This is a genomic window from Pseudohongiella sp., from assembly GCF_040877505.1.
In the GTDB taxonomy this organism is placed as follows: Bacteria; Pseudomonadota; Gammaproteobacteria; order Pseudomonadales; family Pseudohongiellaceae; genus Pseudohongiella.
Genome location: NZ_JBBDNQ010000006.1, coordinates 131,876 through 150,980, shown reverse-complemented (window position 1 = coordinate 150,980; position 19,105 = coordinate 131,876). Strand labels below are relative to the sequence as shown.

Annotated in this window: 12 protein-coding genes; 5 read left to right on the top strand and 7 right to left on the bottom strand. The window is 55.8% G+C overall.

The window, feature by feature from the left end; all coding sequences use genetic code 11:
- Positions 1-10: 10 nt before the first annotated feature.
- The gene (locus tag WD071_RS00815) at positions 11-1,837 is read right to left on the bottom strand and encodes a PQQ-binding-like beta-propeller repeat protein (RefSeq protein WP_368046381.1); all 1,827 of its coding nucleotides are present in this window, start codon (positions 1,835-1,837) and stop codon (positions 11-13) included.
- Between the two features lie 221 nt (positions 1,838-2,058).
- Here WD071_RS00815 and ilvD point away from each other — a divergent pair, with 221 nt between their 5' ends.
- Positions 2,059-3,738 carry a dihydroxy-acid dehydratase gene (gene ilvD / locus WD071_RS00810; protein ID WP_368046380.1) on the top strand — a complete coding sequence of 560 codons (1,680 nt, stop codon included), beginning with the start codon at positions 2,059-2,061 and terminating at the stop codon, positions 3,736-3,738.
- 75 nt (positions 3,739-3,813) lie between these two features.
- A complete protein-coding gene (corA, locus tag WD071_RS00805) occupies positions 3,814-4,764 on the top strand; it encodes a magnesium/cobalt transporter CorA (protein WP_368046379.1) in 951 nt (316 codons plus the stop codon).
- Between the two features lie 19 nt (positions 4,765-4,783).
- Here corA and WD071_RS00800 read toward each other — a convergent pair whose 3' ends face one another.
- The 3 genes from WD071_RS00800 to WD071_RS00790 all read right to left on the bottom strand — a co-directional run bounded on the left by WD071_RS00800 (position 4,784) and on the right by WD071_RS00790 (position 8,422).
- Entirely contained in the window at positions 4,784-5,923 is a 1,140-nt protein-coding gene (locus WD071_RS00800; RefSeq protein ID WP_368046378.1) for a hypothetical protein, read from the bottom strand.
- A 16-nt stretch (positions 5,924-5,939) separates the two neighbouring features.
- A complete protein-coding gene (locus WD071_RS00795) occupies positions 5,940-7,079 on the bottom strand; it encodes a beta-ketoacyl-ACP synthase III (RefSeq protein WP_368046377.1) in 1,140 nt (379 codons plus the stop codon).
- A 62-nt stretch (positions 7,080-7,141) separates the two neighbouring features.
- Entirely contained in the window at positions 7,142-8,422 is a 1,281-nt protein-coding gene (locus tag WD071_RS00790; protein ID WP_368046376.1) for a serine hydrolase domain-containing protein, read from the bottom strand.
- Between the two features lie 353 nt (positions 8,423-8,775).
- Between WD071_RS00790 and WD071_RS00785 the strand changes: the two genes are divergently transcribed.
- Positions 8,776-8,982, top strand: a complete 207-nt coding sequence (locus tag WD071_RS00785) for a cold-shock protein (RefSeq protein ID WP_070115710.1) — start codon at positions 8,776-8,778, stop codon at positions 8,980-8,982.
- A 110-nt stretch (positions 8,983-9,092) separates the two neighbouring features.
- Here WD071_RS00785 and WD071_RS00780 read toward each other — a convergent pair whose 3' ends face one another.
- The 3 genes from WD071_RS00780 to WD071_RS00770 form a co-directional block, all read right to left on the bottom strand.
- Complete coding sequence (locus tag WD071_RS00780) at positions 9,093-11,963, bottom strand: TonB-dependent receptor (RefSeq protein ID WP_368046375.1); 2,871 nt, start codon at positions 11,961-11,963, stop codon at positions 9,093-9,095.
- Between the two features lie 324 nt (positions 11,964-12,287).
- Positions 12,288-14,078 carry an acyl-CoA dehydrogenase gene (locus WD071_RS00775; RefSeq protein WP_368046374.1) on the bottom strand — a complete coding sequence of 597 codons (1,791 nt, stop codon included), beginning with the start codon at positions 14,076-14,078 and terminating at the stop codon, positions 12,288-12,290.
- A gap of 87 nt (positions 14,079-14,165) precedes the next feature.
- Positions 14,166-14,798: a TetR/AcrR family transcriptional regulator gene (locus WD071_RS00770; RefSeq protein WP_368046373.1), complete on the bottom strand. Its 633-nt coding sequence runs from the start codon at positions 14,796-14,798 to the stop codon at positions 14,166-14,168.
- A gap of 136 nt (positions 14,799-14,934) precedes the next feature.
- Here WD071_RS00770 and WD071_RS00765 point away from each other — a divergent pair, with 136 nt between their 5' ends.
- Both WD071_RS00765 and WD071_RS00760 read left to right on the top strand, forming a co-directional pair.
- Complete coding sequence (locus WD071_RS00765) at positions 14,935-16,050, top strand: efflux RND transporter periplasmic adaptor subunit (RefSeq protein WP_368046372.1); 1,116 nt, start codon at positions 14,935-14,937, stop codon at positions 16,048-16,050.
- On the top strand, positions 16,047-19,088 hold the full coding sequence (locus tag WD071_RS00760; RefSeq protein WP_368046371.1) for an efflux RND transporter permease subunit: 3,042 nt from the start codon (positions 16,047-16,049) through the stop codon (positions 19,086-19,088). Before WD071_RS00765 ends, WD071_RS00760 begins: the two co-directional genes overlap by 4 nt.
- Positions 19,089-19,105 lie beyond the last annotated feature (17 nt).

Here is a 19,105-nt window from a genome sequence, read left to right as displayed (position 1 = left end):
GCGTCAGTTTTTAATTTTTAAGCTTGAATACCAGTACCGCATTGCCTGGTAACTGGCCGAATGTTGCATAACCGCTGTTGACGACCATATAGTCACCGGAGAGGACCGGGCCGGTAGCGTCAAGCGAGCCACCGCTGGCCTCAACACCATTGATGGTGTCATAGTCCTGCACGGTATTGTACTCCCACAGCAGTGCGCCGGTCTCGGGATCGTGTGCAAACAGGTAGCCGCTGAGAGAGCCGGCGAGGATTAGATCATCAGTTGCGGTGATCGGCGCCGAGTAGGCATCCATGCAGCCGCGCTCGCCGACGCAGCGTTCAGGCACGGGGGCATACCAGAGCACCTCGCCGGTTTTCATGTCAATGGCATGCAGACCCGGCTGCCGCGGTTCGCCTTCGTCAGTAATGCCACTGCGATCCGATACCGGCACGTAAACCACATCATCCTTGAACGACATGCCCCAATGCACGCCTCCCAGCGCACCGCCACGGCCAACACGGGTACGCCACAACACTTCGCCGTCGCCAACCGGATCCAGGCCAAAAATTTCCGCACCCTTGGTGCCGGCAACCACAATTTCCTGCCCGTTGGACAGCGTCGTGGTAACAATAGGCGCACCGATGTCGAGATCCGGGCCCGGGTCCGGGCAATTGGGGTGGGTGCCATTGGGATTGCAACCCATCACGAATTGATCATCACCAGTGGTTTGATACACCCATTCCATGTCACCCGTATCCAAATCAAACGCAATGACCGAGTCACTGGTGTTGCTGGCCGGGCGGCTGTAGTTCTGTCCGGACCCGGCGTAAACCAGATTGCGCGCCGGGTCAATGCTGGGCGCCTGCCAGATGGGCGCACCTGAAGGCGCATATACCGGATTACCGGCGCTGTTCTCGCCAACCAGCGACGGCTCCTCCATGATGTAGGTGTGCCAGAGCTTTTCACCGGTAGCAAGGTCAAAGGCCGCCATATTGCCCCGGAAAGTACAGCAATGGTGGTCTGGCCGCCCGGCTGCACCCACCTCTATGGATGACACCGGCACAAAAATTCTGCCATCGTATACCACCGGCGAACCGGTGCTGCGGGCAAAGGGGTTGTCGTCCACTTCCGTATCCCACAGTGGCTCACCATTGCGTGCATCCACCACATAAATGTGATTGGAATTTTCCGCGATAACGGCAAGGTAACGATCCAGTTCCTGGGAGAAAGCAACCGTTACCGCAGCACGCACCTCGCCGGGCACCTCAACAGTCCAGTAGACACATCCCGATGCCAGATCCATGGCATGAACGCTGCCCGACGGGCTGCCCATAATCATGATACCGTTAATCACCGTCGGCTGGGCCCGCGCGACGGTCGAGCTTTCCAGCCCCATCACCCACGCCAGCTCGAGCTGGTCGATATTGGCCGCGCTAATGGCAGTGCCTTGCGCAGATTGATAACGCTCATTGCTCAGGCCATTGCCCCAGCCGTTCCAGTTGCTGTCAAGCGACAGCTCGAACTGAGGCATCGGCTGTTCGCAGCGGGCCAGACCGGCGACCGAGTCGGTCTGCATGCGGCTGCCGGTCAGGTGCTCAGCCAGGGCCGCCTTCTGTTCATTACTCAGCGCCGCCCCCTGGGCCTGCATGACACCTTCAGTCAAAGCATCAAAGACGCTGTTGGCGGTATAGGCCGCCAATGCCTCAGTGGTTGGCGTGCGGACATCCTGCGGATCGGCATGACAAGTGGCGCAGTACTCTGCATAGAGGCTGGCACCATCCAGGTTTTCCGCAGCCAGCACCAGAGAACCGGTTGCACCCAGGACCACACCAGCCAGCATGCTTGTGAATTTTCTCATCGTGTCTAGAACCTCTTCCTGCTGTGTAATGAATGGCCAGATCAAGCTGCCCAAAATTAGTTGCCGATGTTACCCGAATCGTCACACAAAACGAACCGGCTATGCGTCAGAACGTCATTTGCGAAGGGCAGTAGCCACCGCGTGCTGGCCGTGACAGCCCGTATTGGTGTATAGTTCGCGCAAATATGGAACCCGCTTAACACAGCATTACGGACACTGTCATGAGTGATAAGAATACCCGAAAGTACTCCAGCCAGGTTGTCGATGGCGTTGAACACGCAGCCAGCCGCGCCATGTTGCACGCAGTCGGTTTTTCCGATGCCGACTTCAGCAAACCACAAATTGGTATCGCCTCCACCTGGAGCATGGTCACCCCCTGCAACATGCACATCAACAAGCTTGCCGACGATGTCAATCGCGGCGTTGATGCCGCTCAGGGCAAAGGTGTCATATACAATACGATCACCATCTCAGATGGGATTTCCATGGGCACCGAGGGCATGAAATATTCTCTGGTGTCACGCGAGATCATTGCCGATTCGATCGAGGCAGTATCCGGCTGCATGGGGCATGATGGCATCATCGCCATCGGTGGCTGCGACAAGAACATGCCCGGGTGTCTCATGGGTCTGGCGCGCCTGAATCGCCCTGCCATCTTTATTTATGGCGGCACCATTCAACCGGGTAAAAACCATACCGACATTGTGTCGGTATTCGAAGCCGTTGGTGGCCATGCTGCCGGCACTGTATCTGATATCGAGTTGAAGAATATCGAAGAAACCGCCATTCCCGGACCCGGTTCCTGCGGCGGTATGTATACCGCCAACACCATGGCCTCGGCAATCGAAGCGTTGGGCATGAGCCTGCCCAACAGCTCGGCCCAGGATGCCATCTCGCAGGAAAAAGTAGACGACTGCGTCCGTGCCGGTGAAGCCATCATGAACCTGGTCCGTGAAGACATCAAACCGTCTGACATCATGACCAAAGCGGCCTTCGAGAACGCGATCAAGGTTGTTATCGCGCTGGGCGGCTCGACCAATGCCGTGCTTCATCTCATTGCCATGGCGCACACCATCAACGTCAGTATCACGCTGGACGATTTCACGCGCCTGGGCAAAACCACACCCATGCTGGCTGATTTGCGCCCCAGCGGCCGCTTTCTGATGTCAGAGCTGATCAAGATCGGCGGTATCCAGCCCCTGATGAAAATGATGCTGGACCAAGGCATGCTGGATGGTACCTGCCTCACCGTAACGGGCAAAACCCTGGCGGAAAATCTCGCCGACGTGAAACCTTACCCTGAGGGCCAGGAGATCATTCGTGGTTTTGACGATCCGATCAAGCCCGACAGTCACCTGGTCATCATGCGTGGCAACGTAGCGCCTCAGGGTGCAGTAGCCAAAATCACCGGCAAGGAAGGTCTGCGCTTTACCGGCACAGCGCGGGTATTCCACTCCGAAGAAGAATCCATGAAAGGAATTCTTGACGGTACTGTTGTCGCTGGTGATGTCATCGTCATTCGTTACGAAGGTCCTAAAGGCGGACCGGGCATGCGCGAAATGCTGAGCCCCACCTCTGCCATCATGGGCCGCGGCCTGGGCAAGGATGTGGCATTGATCACTGACGGTCGCTTCTCTGGCGGCAGCCATGGTTTTGTTGTCGGCCATGTGACACCCGAAGCCATTGACGGCGGTCCGATCGCCATTATCGAAAACGGCGACCAGGTCACCATCGATGCGGAACAACAGGAAGTCAGACTGCATCTTGACGACGCTGAAATCGCTGCGCGTCTGGCCAGCTGGAAAAAACCGGCACCGCGCTACACACGCGGCGTACTGGCCAAGTATGCACGAACGGTATCGTCAGCATCCGAAGGCGCGGTGACCGATCGCGATACCTGACCAGCGATATCAGACAACGTTAGATTTACACAGAGTTAAATACGTCCCCGGACGACTGAACAGGCAGGACATGGCATGCTGATTCGTTATCAACTTGATGACCAGAAATACCTGGTTTCAACCCAGGGCGAGATCACCCGTGAAGCGCTGGCGGCAGCCATGTGGCTGGATCTGGTCAACCCCGATGATGACGAACGCCAATTGGTGGAAAGCCTTAACAGCCAGCCCCTGCCTGACACTGAAGATGTCGAGGAAATCGAGGCCAGTGCGCGCTCCTATCAGGACGAAGCCGGTCTGCATGTGCATTCATTGTTTCTGCACAAAGTGGACGAACGCCACCGCAATACCAGTGTAGCGTTTACGCTCACCGATACCCAGCTCATTACCCTGCGCGAACGCGAGATTCCGGCTTTTCGCCTCATGCGCATGCGTGCGCGTCGCCTGCATGGGCTGGTGGAAGACCCGGTGATGATTGTACTGGCGCTGTTCGAGATCAAGATAGACGACCTCGCCGATACACTTGAGGAGGTTTACACGCAACTGGAGAATACCAGCAACCTGGTGCTGGAGGACAACGACAGTCCGATTGAAGATGCACTGGACGAACTGGCGCGCCAGGAAGACACCAACGGCAAGGTTCGATTATGTCTGATGGATACTCAACGAGCCCTGAGTTTCCTGCTGCGCCGCGGCAAACTGTCTGCTGATCATGCCGAAACCGCACGTGAACTGTTACGGGATATCGACTCCCTGCTGCCGCACAACAGCTTTGTATTCGACAAGATCAACTTCCTGATGGATGCTGCGCAGGGCTTTATCAGCATTCAGCAAAGCAAAATCATCAAGATTTTCTCAATTGCTGCTGTGGTATTTTTACCACCCACCGTGATCGCCAGTGTTTACGGCATGAACTTTGACAGCATGCCGGAACTTGGCTGGCAACTGGGATATCCATGGGCTCTGGGCCTGATGGTTCTTTCCGGTATAGCGCCATATGTCTTTTTCAAAGTAAAAGGCTGGCTCTGAGCCATCAACGCGCGCAATACTAAAAGTCGATGGTCGCAATCAATGACAGGTTATTGCGCGAGCGCGTGCCCCGGGTATGCTGATACCGTTCATACTGCAGGAACATCCTTTTACCCCGGGCCAGCTGGCGCACGATGCCCGAGCCCAGGGTAACCGCAGTGCGATCATCAATGGGGGAATTCATATTGGTCTCCAGTTCATAGTCCAGCGCAATGTCGCCAAACATACTCCAGCGACCATCGGCACTCAGCGGATATGACAGATTAAGTCCCGTGCTGACAACACTCAAACGGTTTCGCTCGCCAAAGGGTTCAACTACAGGCTGGCCGAGATTATTGGATGTCGGTTGGTTGCGAATATGCAGATGTCGAAAACTGTTAGTCCACTTCAATGCTGAACCATCCGGCAGCCAGGGCAAAGCGGTCTGGTTAAAGCGGGCTATCGCATCCATCTGCAAATAGCGTCGTTCGTATTCTACATCACGCGTGATGTTGAGCAGCCCGGCACCGGTCATTACCGACACTTCATTATCACCGTCAAACGCCAGATAATCTGCGCGAATACCAACAGCCCAAACCGGACCCAGCACCAGACCGGCATCTACCCGAGGCCCCCATGCAGTGCCGGTGGTTTCACCGGTAACATAATAAATATCAGCCTGCGTGAGCTCACCAGCGATGCCGAAACTGACAAAGGCGCTCGATGAGGGCGCGTAAATCAAACCCAGGTCCAGCCTGTCATTGCGACTTCTGACGCGTGCATCTTCATCCCGGCCCGCGGAACGCACCAGCGCCCGCACGAACAAAGGTCGTTCCAGTGAGTCGGCCACCGGCACCAGAGAATCCGATTGCATCACCCAGGTATCCGAGCGCGAGCGCATATCCTGTGGTCTGCCCGCAGTCACCGGATTTGCCTGATTCCGGGTATAAACACGCTGTGCCGTCTGGTAACTGACAGCACGATTGACCATTTCACCCAGGTCGCTGCCGGAAGCATAAAAGCCGCGCAGGCCGGCCTCCCCCATCGTTGCCATCCACTGGCCGCGCTCTGCGGGTGTGGCAGCATATAAAGAGGTGGACACCGAAGTGGAGAAAACAACCAGTGCCGCTGCCGCTACTGAATTAATAAACCTGCCTTGTCTGGAAAATACCATGCTCACGCAACTGCTCCGTGGTTCATTGTTTTTTTAACAACAGACTGCCAATTGAATAACCGGCACCGAACGAACACAGGACACCAATGTCGCCCTGCTTCAGGTCCTGATGATAAAGTGACAGGGCAATAACTGAACCTGCGGACGCAGTATTGGCATACCGATCCAGCACAATCGGTGCCTCGTCGGCATCCGGCAGCCTGCCCAACAGCTTTTTGGAAATCAGTTGATTCATATTGATATTGGCCTGATGTAACCACCAGCGTCGAACGTCGCCCGGCACCAGTCCGTGCAACGCCAGGTGCTCCGACAAGTGCTCTGCTGCCATCGGGCAGACCTCTTTAAATACGGAGCGTCCTTCCTGATGGAATAACTTGTCCGCGGCGAAGGGGTCACTGCCGTAGGCGCGGGACATATAACCAAAATTGGAACGAATATTATTGGAGTACAGAGTCTTGGCCTGCGTCCCCAGAATTTCAAAACTGTGTTCGCTATCCGCGGTCTCGGCGCGCTCAATAACCACGGCTGTTGCCACATCACCAAAAATAAAATGGCTGTCACGGTCGCAGTAATTGACTTGCGGTGATACCAGTTCCGGATTGATGACCAGCACCGCTCTCGCACTGCCCGATTTCACCATTTCCCAGGCTCGGTGCAGGGCAAATGTCGCAGCCGAACACGCGACCAGCATGTCAAACCCGAATCCGTCGATACCCAGCGCATTCTGCACCTCAATAGCAATAGCGGGATAAGCGCGCTGAGTATAGGCACAACTGACGATAACCGCGTCAATGTCCTCTGCCTTTTTGTTGGCAGCGGCCAGGGCGCTGCGAGCGGCGTTCAAGGCAATCTCGGCCTGGTGACTCAATTCATCATCAGCACGCTCCGGAATCAGCGGACGCATATGATCCACGTCCAGTATTCCCGCCTTGACATAAACATGGCGCTGCTTGATGCCGCTGGCTTTTTCGATAAACCCGGGATCAGACTTCATCACCGGTTTTACATGACCGGCCTCGATCGCCGCCTGATGCGTGTCATTGTATTTGTCGGCATAAGCGTTCAACGCCTGCACCAGCTCTGTGTTTGTTACAACGTGATCCGGTGTCCAGAGGCCTACGCCACTGATAACGACACGATCACCTGCCTGATGCAAGCGCATGACTGATTCCTTCTCTCCCCATTTCTATTTTATAGCCGGCTCTCTGCGAAACCCGCAACCTGTCAGTCGACGATCGCGCCATAGGCCAGCGCCTTGAATGCAGCGCGCAACGGCACCTGCACATTCATGTGCTGAATCATGACCACACCAATAAGTTCCTCCACCGGGTCAATCCAGAATATGGTGCCGGCAGCGCCGCCCCAGTAGTACTCCCCTTCCGAACCGATACCACCGGCAGCAGTGGGATCCTCAATCACCGCAAAACCCAGTCCAAAACCGGTGCCGTTGACAAAGCCCGGCAAGGTATCAGGCGCATGTTGCCCGTTATCGCCAAAGATGCCCGGCAAATGGTTTTGTGTCATATATTCAAGTGTTTTGCTGCCAATGATACGGACCCCGTCGAGCTCACCACCGTTGAGCACCATCTGGCTGAACTTCATATAATCTTCAGCGGTTGACAGCAAGCCGCCACCACCTGACTCAAACGTCTGGCGGTTAACGAAGTTACTGGCATCAGGGCTGTCGCTGACCTCAAGCTCCCCCGTCTGCGGGTTATAGGTATGATTAGTACCAAAGCGGTTGAGTTTGTCAGCAGGTACCTGGAAAAATGTGTCTTCCATTTCCAGCGGTCCGAAAATCCGTTGCTGGAAGAACTCACCCAGCGACAGACCGGACACCGCTTCCACCAGCGCGCCCAGTACGTCAGTCGCAACGCTGTAATGGAACCGCGTGCCCGGCTGATACTGCAACGGGATCTGTCCGAGACGTGCAATAAATGTATCCAGGTCGGGACTTGTCATGACATTGGCATCGCGATACTGACGATCCACCATGGTGTCGCCGAAGACACCATAGGTCAGTCCTGCGCTGTGCGTCATCAACATCTGGACTGTCATGGGGCGCTGCGGAGGAACCAGTGATCCGCCGGGACCGGCTACACGGATGTTGGCAAATTCCGGCAGGTAGCGCTCGACCGGATCGGTGAGCTGCAGTTTGCCCTCTTCGTACAGCATCATCACGGCCAATGTGGTAATGGGCTTGGTCATGGAGTAAATGCGGAAGATACTGTCCGTTGCCAACGCCTGTCCGGTGTTCTTGTTCAGATTACCGAACTCTTCAAAATGCACTATTTCCCCACGGCGGGCCAGCATGCTGACAACGCCTACCAGCTCGCCGTCATCAACATACTGTTGCAACACAGGCGCGATACGTTCCAGGCGCTCAGGGGACATGCCTACCGATTCCGGGGAGTCGTAAGACAGATTCTGGGCTGATACCTGTGCGGCCAGGCCGATCAAGGCTGTGGCGAGTACCAGAGTTGATCGCAATGATTTGAAATGCATCAATTTACTCCCTTATGATTATTAGATTTTGCAGGAATGATAACCCAGCCCCAGCCATAATGTAATAGCGTCGGAATCGCAGAGAAACTGCCGGGTTGCGTAAGCTGCAGATAAATAGTCATTGACTTGGCCCGGGGTTACTGTAGACTGCAAGGCAAGCCAGAATACCGGCTATATTTATATCTGCAATACGAAGTGCCGCAAGTAGACCCTCGTCCTGTAAATGTATATGTAATCGTATCTTTCTGCTTACCGAATGTCGGTAGGAGGCATTGCTGTATCAGTTTTCTGACCAGCTCCTCAAAGCCAGCTTTCGGTGCAAATCTAAATTAAGTAATTTTAAGGAATATTTTATGTCTACAGTGACAGGTCAGGTTAAATTCTTCAACGAATCCAAGGGCTTCGGCTTCATTCAGCAAGACGGCGGCGCCGATGTATTCGTACATTACAGTGCCATCAAATCTGCTGGATTCAAAACACTGGCTGAAGGCCAGCGTGTTGAGTTTACCGTGACTAAAGGCGCTAAAGGCCTTCAGGCAGAAAACGTTATCGGTCTGTAAGACTGCAACGTTTGAAATCGCCGCGCTGTTAAGCTAACGCGAATTCAAAGAAAAAGGGCCGTCACGAAAGTGACAGCCCTTTTTTTATGCCTTACGTTCAGGCGCCAGGCTTAAAAGCCCGGACGCCAATCGGCAGAGATCCAGAACTGGCGCCCCCAGGGGCTATGCAGGCGACTCTCGAAACCACCAAGCACCGGCAGGCGCTGCGGCAATTCGTCAAACAGATTACTGACCCCGACACTGAAGGTGACTTCACTGTCAAAGTACTGATCCATCAGGTAAGTGTACTGCGCATTGACAATACCTTGAGCGCGGATTTTACCATCGGCGGGCGCTGGTGTACCGGTCAGTGCGTTGTTCACGTTGTCATCAAATTCAACGTGGTGCTGATAGTTCCAGCTTGCCGACGCGCTGTGTTTGTCGCGAATCCAGCTCAGGCGGGCCTGACCTTTCACTTTGGGTACCGGTGCCACAATACCCGTGCGGCCATTCTGTTTACCCAGCGCGTCAACCACCTCGCCACCATCAGCATATTCATACTTGGTGTTGTATGTTGCATTCAATGACGTCGTAAATGAACCCCAATTATTGGTATCCATGGTGTAGCTGGCACGGGCATCAAACAAATCCACCCACACCGTGCTGACGTTCTGGGCCTGGCTGACAACACGGGATACCCGTTGGTTGTCACTGATATCACGAGTGACATTGGACAAGCCACCGCCGGCAATCCAGGCATTGGCAGCTTCACGTGTCGCAGAGCCCGGTGTCGGATCATAAGCTGCCGGCGTGGAACCGATTGCCGCCAGCATTTCTTCGAACTCGATGGCAACGATGTCCAGGGTGCCCAGCGTACGAATACGATCCGTGTACTCAATGGACTGGTAATCCATACTCAGGGTCAGGTCATCCAAGGGCTCCCAGGTGAAGCCGACGTTCCAGATATCGGAGGTTTCCGGCGCCAGCCCGGGATTACCGGAGGAACAGGTTGCCCCGCCATTAAGTACACCACCGGTTATCGGATCGTTGCCAAAGAAGATCTCGCCACAGTTTTCATTGGGATCAAACGGTCGCGCATCGGCTGGCGTTGGTGCCAGAAAACTTTCGCCAATTGACGCACGAATCGCAAGTTCGGGCAGTGCTTCCCAGCGCAGCGCCACTTTGGGTGTTGTGGTCTGCAGATCGTAGGTGGTGAAATTTTCATGACGTACTGCAATCTGTGCATCCAGCGTGTCCAGTAACGGTACCTCGAACTCCAGATACGCGGCTTGCACCCGGCTGCCGTAGTTGCGACTGGTCGGTGGCGTATCGATGATACTGGTGTTGTAGTCCGTCCCTGCTGCTGACAATGGGTTGGCATAGTTCCATTCGTCAATATCACGCATCTGGTAACCAATCGCCATCTGCGCCATGCCGGCCGGCAATTCATACAGATCACCTGTTGTGTTCACTTCAAACACGGCCAGCTCACGCTGTGATGTTCTGAACGGCACTGTTGGTGCAATCCAGTCCACCAGTGCCTGGTTGTTGGCCGTGGTGGCGGCATCATAAAACGGTGAGCGCATATCAGCGGAACCAAACGGGTTGAACCATTCGTTGCCATTGGGGCCGCCCTGCCCGATCAGCGCCGAAGCCAGATTAGGCATATTGATCATGCGCGCCGTATAGTCACGATGTGTACGCTGCCAGGAATATGAGCTGTTCGCTGTCCAGGAATTGGTCAGATCGAAGCGTGCTCCCACTTTGTAACGCTGGATTGTATCGTCGTAAGTCTGCTTGCGAGCACCGGTTTTCAGGTCAGTGTAGCTGGGCAAAGTGCCCGCTGCAGCAAATGGCCGCCACAGCCAGGGACCTACATCGACGTCAAAGGGGTTGGCCGGGTGTGCCGCTGGGACCACCAGACCTTCACGGTTATTGGCGTTGAGCTGATAGGACAGTGTGTTGTGGTTTTCGCTCTCACGATTGGCCAGCGACATCTGGGCTTCCAGCTGCACCCGGTCGCTGACATCAAAGGTCATGTTCTGGAAAATATTGTACTCGGTTCTGCCTTCTGCCAACGGCCACTGCGCATTGTAGTTAAAGAAACAGTTGTTGCCCGGGCGCACGATACCGCTGGGATTGTTGTTGGCGGCGCCAAAATCGGTGACGTCATTAAAAGTCCCGCAGCTCGGATCATTCAGGTTGCCACCAACCAGTTCCCCACCATGCACCTGGCCCGGATTCGGCGTAGCGCCGTCCAGTTCACGCCAGACCCCCGGATTACCCGAGTTGGCCCAGCCGTAGGCTGCGCGCAAGGTACGCGGGCGCTCGTACATCATCAGGGGCGTGGTGCGGGCATAATCAGCCGCAAACACATAGTTGATGCCATTGCTGAAGTTACGGCCAAACATCACCCCGATCTTGTTGTCTTCAAAGTCCTGCGGCTCATCGAACTGGTGATACAGGCGGACACGAAAACCATCAAAGTCCTTTACCGGGATCAGGTTGACAACACCCGCTACCGCATCCGAACCATAAAGTGCGGAACCGCCGTCAAGCACTACTTCCAGGCGGTCGATGGCAATTTCCGGCAACAGCGTATTAATGCCGGAATCAACGGAACGTGAGCCATCCATCAAGGTCAGGGTGCTGTTCTCCCCCAGACCGCGCAGATTAAAGGTAGTGCCCACGCTGGACTGGGCACCACTGTTGCCTGCATTAACGTTGGCAACGGTATTTGTGTTCTGCGTGTAAGGCAGGTCGCGGATATAGTTGCCCATGCTGGCGGCACCGGACTCCAGAATGTCGCTCTGGGTGACCGTGTCCACCGGGTTGTTCTGGGCGAAAGCGCTGTTCCGGATAAAGGAACCAGTCACCACGACTTCTTCTACCTCTGGTGTATCGCTTTGCTGCGCAAGCGCTAAGGCGGGCACAAGCAAGGAACCACTCACTAGTGCCTGAATCATGGTTCTCAGATAGTATTTTTGGTTTTTTATGGGCATTTTAAGTCTCTCTCCTGTTATTTTGCTTTTTGGGACCAAGCCGGACATACCCGGTGTTCGCCATTTCCGGCAAAACACGGGTACATCGCCTTGAGTGTAGTGCCAGCCCTTGTATTGCCTGTCTTCAAAACGACAAATTATTATGATAAGTCACAAATGCGTAACCATTCGGGTAGGGAAAAAGTAGGTTTTCAGGTAGGTTAAAAGCAATGCGGGGTGATATTTCAGGCCGAATTTGCTTCTTTCTGACATCCGGCTGCCCGCTGAAAAGCGGGCCCGGACTTCGAACCGAAGATACAAGCTGTTACAAATTTGTCGCGCTGTTTAAAACCAGTTTTCCTGCATGTTGAGACAGGTATCATCAAGACTGGCCAACAGGTTCAGCCATTGTTCGGTCTTGGGCAGCTCCCAGGCAAAAAACCAGCGCCCGGCCTGGTTCTTCCCGGCGTAGAAATCACCCGCCTTCCCGGCCGCGGCCAGCATCTGCTCCAGCCAGATCCAGGCAACCACAGTGTGTCCAAAGGCCTCCAGATATACAGCTGCATTTGCCAGCGTCACCGCCGGCTCACCGCTGCCGTGCAGCTTCCGGGTCACATCAGCAAGGCGATACACAACCGCATCGAGCTGTGCCGCCAGCTCAGCCAGCTCGGCAAGTTCCGCAGCCTGGGCTGTGGAGGCCTGAATCACATTCAGCAACAAATCCAGACCCAGTCCATCCTGCATCACCACTTTACGCCCAAGCAGATCAAGTGCCTGAATACCATGGGTACCTTCGTGGATGGGATTCAGACGATTGTCCCGGTAGAACTGCTCAACATTGTAGTCCCGGGTATAGCCATAGCCGCCGTGCACCTGGATGGCCAGATTGTTGGCTTCCAGACACCATTGTGATGGCCAGCTTTTGGCAACCGGTGTCAGCATATCAAGCAGCAATGTGGCGCGGGTTTTGTCATCGCCCTGACTTGTGCGTTCTTCATCTACCAGACGTGCACAGTACAGATTAAGTCCCATGCCACCTTCCACATACGCTTTCTGGGCCAGCAACATGCGTTTGACATCAGTGTGCTCGATAATGGGAACCGGGGCTCGCGCAGGATCTTTGGCACCCGGCGCCCTGCCCTGTTTGCGCTCGCGGGCATAGTCCAGCGCATGCAGATAACCGGTGTAGCCCAGCGCGGCCGCGCCCAGGCCTACACCGATACGCGCCTCATTCATCATATGGAACATGTAAGACAAGCCTTTGTGTGCCTCACCAACCAGGTAGGCCACCGCGCCCGGTTTACCATCGGGATTGTATTTTCCTTCCCCGAAGTTTAACAGCGTATTGGTGGTGCCGCGATAACCCATTTTGTGGTTCAAACCGGCCAGCACAACATCATTGTGCTCGGCAACATTACCATCCGCATCCAGGAGGTGCCGGGGCACAATAAACAGCGAAATTCCTTTTACGCCCGCCGGGGCATCCGGCAGACGGGCCAGCACCAGGTGCACGATATTCTCTGACAAGCCGTGCTCGCCCCCGGATATCCACATCTTGTTGCCAAATACCCGGAAACGATCTTCGCCGTCGGGCTCTGCTCGCGTCCTGATATCGGCCAGCGAAGACCCGGCCTGAGGTTCGGACAAACACATGGTGCCAAAAAAACGCCCGTCCATCATTGGCGCCACCCAGGTCTGTTGCTGCTGCTCGCTGCCATAGGCCAGTAACAGGTTGGCATTGCCTATGGTCAGAAACGGATAGGCGGCCGTGCCCACATTTGCCGCCAGAAACCAGGCAAAGCAGGCTTTTTCCACCAGCGTTGGCAGTTGCATGCCACCCAGATCATAATCCTGACCGGCTGCAATCAGGCCTGCCTCGGCGAATATATCCAGTGCCGCTTTGACTTCCGGGATTATGTGCACGACTTCACCATCAAACCAGGGTTCGTTGGCGTCATTCTTTTTGTTGTGGCTGGCAAAATGTTGTGTGGCTATCTGTGCGCTCAGATCCAGAACGGCATCAAAGGTTTCCCGTGAGTGATCAGAATAACGCGGCAAGGCGGTCAACGACTCGGCGTTCAGCCATTCGTACAGCATGAAGTCAATATCGCGTCGGCTCAGTATCAATGAAGACATAAAAAGGCGTCCAGGCAGGTTCAGGGTTGCATGTACAAACAGGGCTCAGGGCTCAAGGTTCAGAGTTCAGAGTTCAGAGTTCAGGAATCAGGGCTCAATGGAATTCGTTAGCATCGCAATGGTGTATTTGATGAGATCATGTGCTTCCGGGTAGCTGCCTTGCGGCGATTTGGCGCCACGGGTCTGCATGATTACGCCGTGCAGTGCCCCCTGCAGGTAAAATGCAGTCTGCAAGGGGTTGTTGATGTGCACCGCGCTCAGGCTGCCATCCCGGATGCCGTTTTGCAGCGCCTGTACCATCAGATCATTGACGCGTTCACGACAATGATCCATGGCCAACAGCTGTGCATCGGTCTCATCAGGACCCGGAAAAGTTGCCATACTTGTCAGCACATCAAAATAGTTGGCTTCATCAACTGAAAATGCGTGATAGGCATGACCAATTCCTTCAATCTGCGCAACACCGGTGTCTCCGGCTGCCATCGCGCACTCAAAACGGCGTTGCAGGGACTGCGCTGCGCGCAGCATGACGCCGCGCATGATCGCAGCCTTGTCTTTGAAGTACACGTACAGCAGCGCCCGGCTGAGCTGTGCAGCACGTGCGATATCATCCATCGACGTCTGTTCATAACCTTTTTCGAAAAAAGTCAGTTCAGCAGCATCCAGTATTTCATCGTGACGCTCTTGTTTTTCTTTTGCCCTTCGCCTGCGTACTGTCATTCCCTTTCACCCTTCCCTTTTATACCCGGGCATGAATTCTCCTGCATCGTGCTTTTGAATACCAGCAGCGAATTTTGTTGACATAATGTCATTTACTGACATCATGTCAACAAATCGTTTCTGCCGGAGAGCCCTCATGCGCGCCATGTCACGCCCGAAACCCCTGATCCGGTATGCCGTTATGCTCGCCATGAGCATTGGACTGGCATCCTGCAATCAGGCATCCGACAGCACTGACAGTGACACAGCAACCGCTGCTGCCCGTGACCAGGCCGTTACGGTGCGAGTCGCCCGCGCCAGCCTGAGCAGCAGTGACGAAACCCTGCGTTTTGCCGGCATCAGCCGGGCCCGACAACGTGCCTCACTGACATTTCAGGTCGATGGGGTTCTCCGGAGCCGCGCAGCTGATATCGGCCAACAGGTGGAGGCCGGGCAAATACTGGCTGAGCTCTACAATCCGCAGCTCGAACCCGCCCGGGATGCAGCACGTTCAAGACTTGAACAACTCAGCTCGGATATTGCTCAGGCTCGGCGCGATCTGGAGCGCACAGAGCAGCTGTATGAACGCGGCGTGTCTCCATTGTCGGACCTGGAGCAGCAGCGCTCGCGGGTTGAGAGCCTGGTCGCCGCCGTCAGCAACGCTGAGGCAGCTCTGCAGCAGTCACAGGGATTGCTGGCTGAAAATGCTTTGCGTGCGCCATTTTCCGGGAATATTGAAGCGGTGCTGCTGGAGCCCGGGGAATTCGCCCAGGCCGGGCAGCCGGTCATTCGCCTGGCCGCCCGGGATGGCATGGAAATCGAGATACGGGCGCCGGCCCACCTGCTGCGCGAACTCAGCATCGGGCAAACCCTGCCCGTGTGGTCCGGACTGACCGGAGCGCAACGCAACGGGCAGGTACTGGAAATCGGTTCTTCCAGTTCAGGGGCCAATACCTTGTTCCCGCTGGTGGTCGGTCTGGACGGTAGCGAAATTCGCGCCGGTGAGGCCTATGAGGTGGGCATTCCACGCCGGACCGAACCGGCCCTGGTGATTCCCATCACTGCTGTGATGCGCTCGGCCGAAGGTCTTGCCGTGTTCCGGCTCAACCCGGCAGGCGGCCGCACTACCGTGAGCCGCGTTCCGATTCAGGTCAGCGAACTGCTTGGTGATCATGCCGTGATCACGGGTAGCAATCTCAGCCCGCAGGATGCTGTGGTTTATGCCGGGCTTACCCGTCTCGCTGACGGTGATATGGTCAAGGTGCTGCCATGATCTCGGACATCCTGCTAAGACCGCGACTGATTCTGCTGGTAGTGATCATGCTCACGCTGGCGGGCCTGGCTTCCTTCGGTAACATGGCACGCCAGGAAGACCCGGTCTTCCCGTCGCGCAATGGCCTGATCACCGTTTTGTACCCCGGTGCCACAGCAGATGCACTGGAGCGCCTGATTCTCGAACCCTTGCAGGATGAAATATCGCAGGTCGAGGAAGTACTCGAATTTACCGCCGTGGCGCGCAGTGGCGTCGCTCTCATCAACATTGGCCTGCAGGACAATATTTACGATACCGATCCGGCCTGGGAACGCGTTCGGCAGGCCATGGACAGGGCGCGACTGGAATTTCCGGCCGGCGTCAGGCAAATGGAACTGGATGACCGCATGACATCCAATCCGGCGGTGGTGCTGGCGCTTGCCGGTGATCCATCGGTGGTGACCTTGTCTGATGCAGCGGAGCGCCTGAAACGTCAATTAACTGATCTGCCCGGGCTCTCCCGCATCGAAATTGAGGGCGATGCCGATGAACAGATCACCATCGCCGTGCAGGATGCTGAACTCAGTCGCCTTGGCATCACCCCCGCTTACCTGGCCAATCTGATCGGGCAGCGCAATCAGGTATCGCCCGGTGGTTTTATTGTAGTTGATAGCAAACGTGTCAGCCTGCTGTCCAATAATGAATTCGAAGATGTCGCGTCCATTCGCCGCACCCAGATTGCTTTGCCCGGTGGCGGTCACGTGCCCCTGGCCAGCATCGCTGAGATCAATCGCACGCCGGCGCAACCCGAGCAACCCGCCACCTGGATGGATAGTGAGCGGGTGGTGACGCTGAATATTTTCATCCAGGAAAACCAGGTTGATGCCATCGGATTTGGTGAAAACCTGCGCGCACGAATACAAGAGCTGGCGCCAGCATTTGCGCCACTGGAGATCAACGAGTTGTTCTTTCAACCGGACCAGGTTGAATCACGCCTGAGCGATCTGCAGGGCAGCCTGCTGCTGAGCATGCTGATTATCACTCTGGTGGTTTTTGCAGGCATGGGCTGGCGTATGGGCGTTCTGGTCGCCGCCATGCTGCCACTGGTAACCCTGATCAGCCTGGGCGTTTACGATATGGGCGGTGGCGTGCTACATCAGATCGCCGTGATAGGCCTCGTCATCTCTCTCGGTATATTGATCGACAATGCCATTGTGATGGTGGAAAACATTCAGAATCACCTGAGTGATGGCAACACCCGGCAGCAATCCATGCTGCTTGCGGTCAGGGAGCTGGCCGGGCCATTGGGAGCTTCCACTGGGACCACCCTCGCCGCCTTCACACCGTTGTTGTTGTCCAGTGGCGGCACCGCAGACTTTACCCGTGGCATCCCGGTCATGATCATGCTGACCCTGAGCATCAGCTATCTTCTTGCCATCAGTGTTGCACCGTTGCTGGCGGCCTGGTTTTTGCGCCCAGAACAAACCCCGCGCAGCGCCTGGTTCGACAGGTTCGGCGCACGCCTGGCGGCAATCAGTGCGGCCTGGCCCCGATTAATCATTGTAGCCGGGCTCCTGATCGTCGGTGGCAGCCTGTTCTTGAGTAATTTTCTGAACTTTCAGTTTTTCCCCAACGCTGACCGCCCCCAGGTCGTTATCGAAATATTCCTGCCCGAAGGCACCGACCAGGCCTATACCGATCAGATCTCAGAAGACTTTGAGCGCCTGACCAGAGCACAGGACAATGTCGTGTCGGTGCATCGCTTTGTCGGCTTCACCGGCCCGGGCTTTTACTACAACCTGCCCAACTCGACGCGGGCGCCGAACCGGGCCCGTCTGGTCGTGAACATGCAAAGCCTCGACGATACGGACAGTCTGATTCGTTGGGCGCGGGAACATGCAGCAACGACCTTGCCCGAAGTGGATATCGTTGCCGGCACCCTGGCTCAGGGCCCGCCCCGGGTGGCACCGGTTGAGGTACGTCTCTATCATGCAGACAACAATACCCGACTGGCAGCGGCTGAGCATATTTTCCGCCTTCTTAAAGCTATACCTGGCGCCGTAGACGTGCGGCACGATATAGACCTGGGCACCCCCGTTCTGCGCGCTATTGTGGATGATGCCAGTGCCCAGCGCCATGGCGTCAGTCGAGCTGATGTCGCACAGACCCTGTTCGCCCGCAGTTTCGGCGTCGATGCAGAGCAGTACCGGCAGGAACTGGATCCGATTCCCATTGTACTGCGCTCACCGGACGGCCCCGACACTAGCATTTCGCAACTCCTGTCGAGCTATGTCTACAACGACGCGGGCGACGCCATTCCTGTCAGCCTGATCGCCAGAATTGAAGCGGACTGGCAGGAAGCCGGCATTCAGCATAGAAACGGTGTGCGCGTCTATTCCATCACCGCCGGACTGGCACCGGGTTATAACTTCAACCAGATACTTGATGAATTGAACGCGCAGCTGACCGCAGAGCCCTTGCCAGCAGGCACACGCATGGAACTGGGCGGCGATCTGGAGGGTTCGGGAGAGGCCAATCAGGCGATTCTTAATACTGCACCTATTGGTATATTACTGTTATTGTTTTTCCTGATCCTGCAGTTCAATTCGTTCACTCGTGTTGGCATCATTCTGCTGACGGTGCCACTGGCTGCTGCTGGCATCTTTCCGGGTCTGATACTGACTGATTCACCTTTCGGTTTCCAGCCCTTGCTGGGCATCATTGCTCTGGTCGGTATTGTGGTCAACAACGCGATTGTCTTGCTTGACCGGATTGATCAGCGCTTGCTGGACGGCGTGACGGTCAATGAGGCGGTCAGTGATGCGGTGACCCGGCGCACCCGGCCAATTTTGCTGACGACGGCGACAACAGTAGCGGGGTTGCTGCCGTTGGCATTGTCGGCATCTACGTTGTGGCCGCCGATGGCCTGGGCGATCATCTCGGGGTTGTTGGCGTCGACGGTGCAGACGCTGCTGGTGGTGCCGGCGGTGTGTCGTTTGACCTTAAAACCGGTCAAGGCCGAACTTGGACGTGGAGTCGTTCAAGAACGCCTGTCGTGACTGGGGGATGCCTTCAG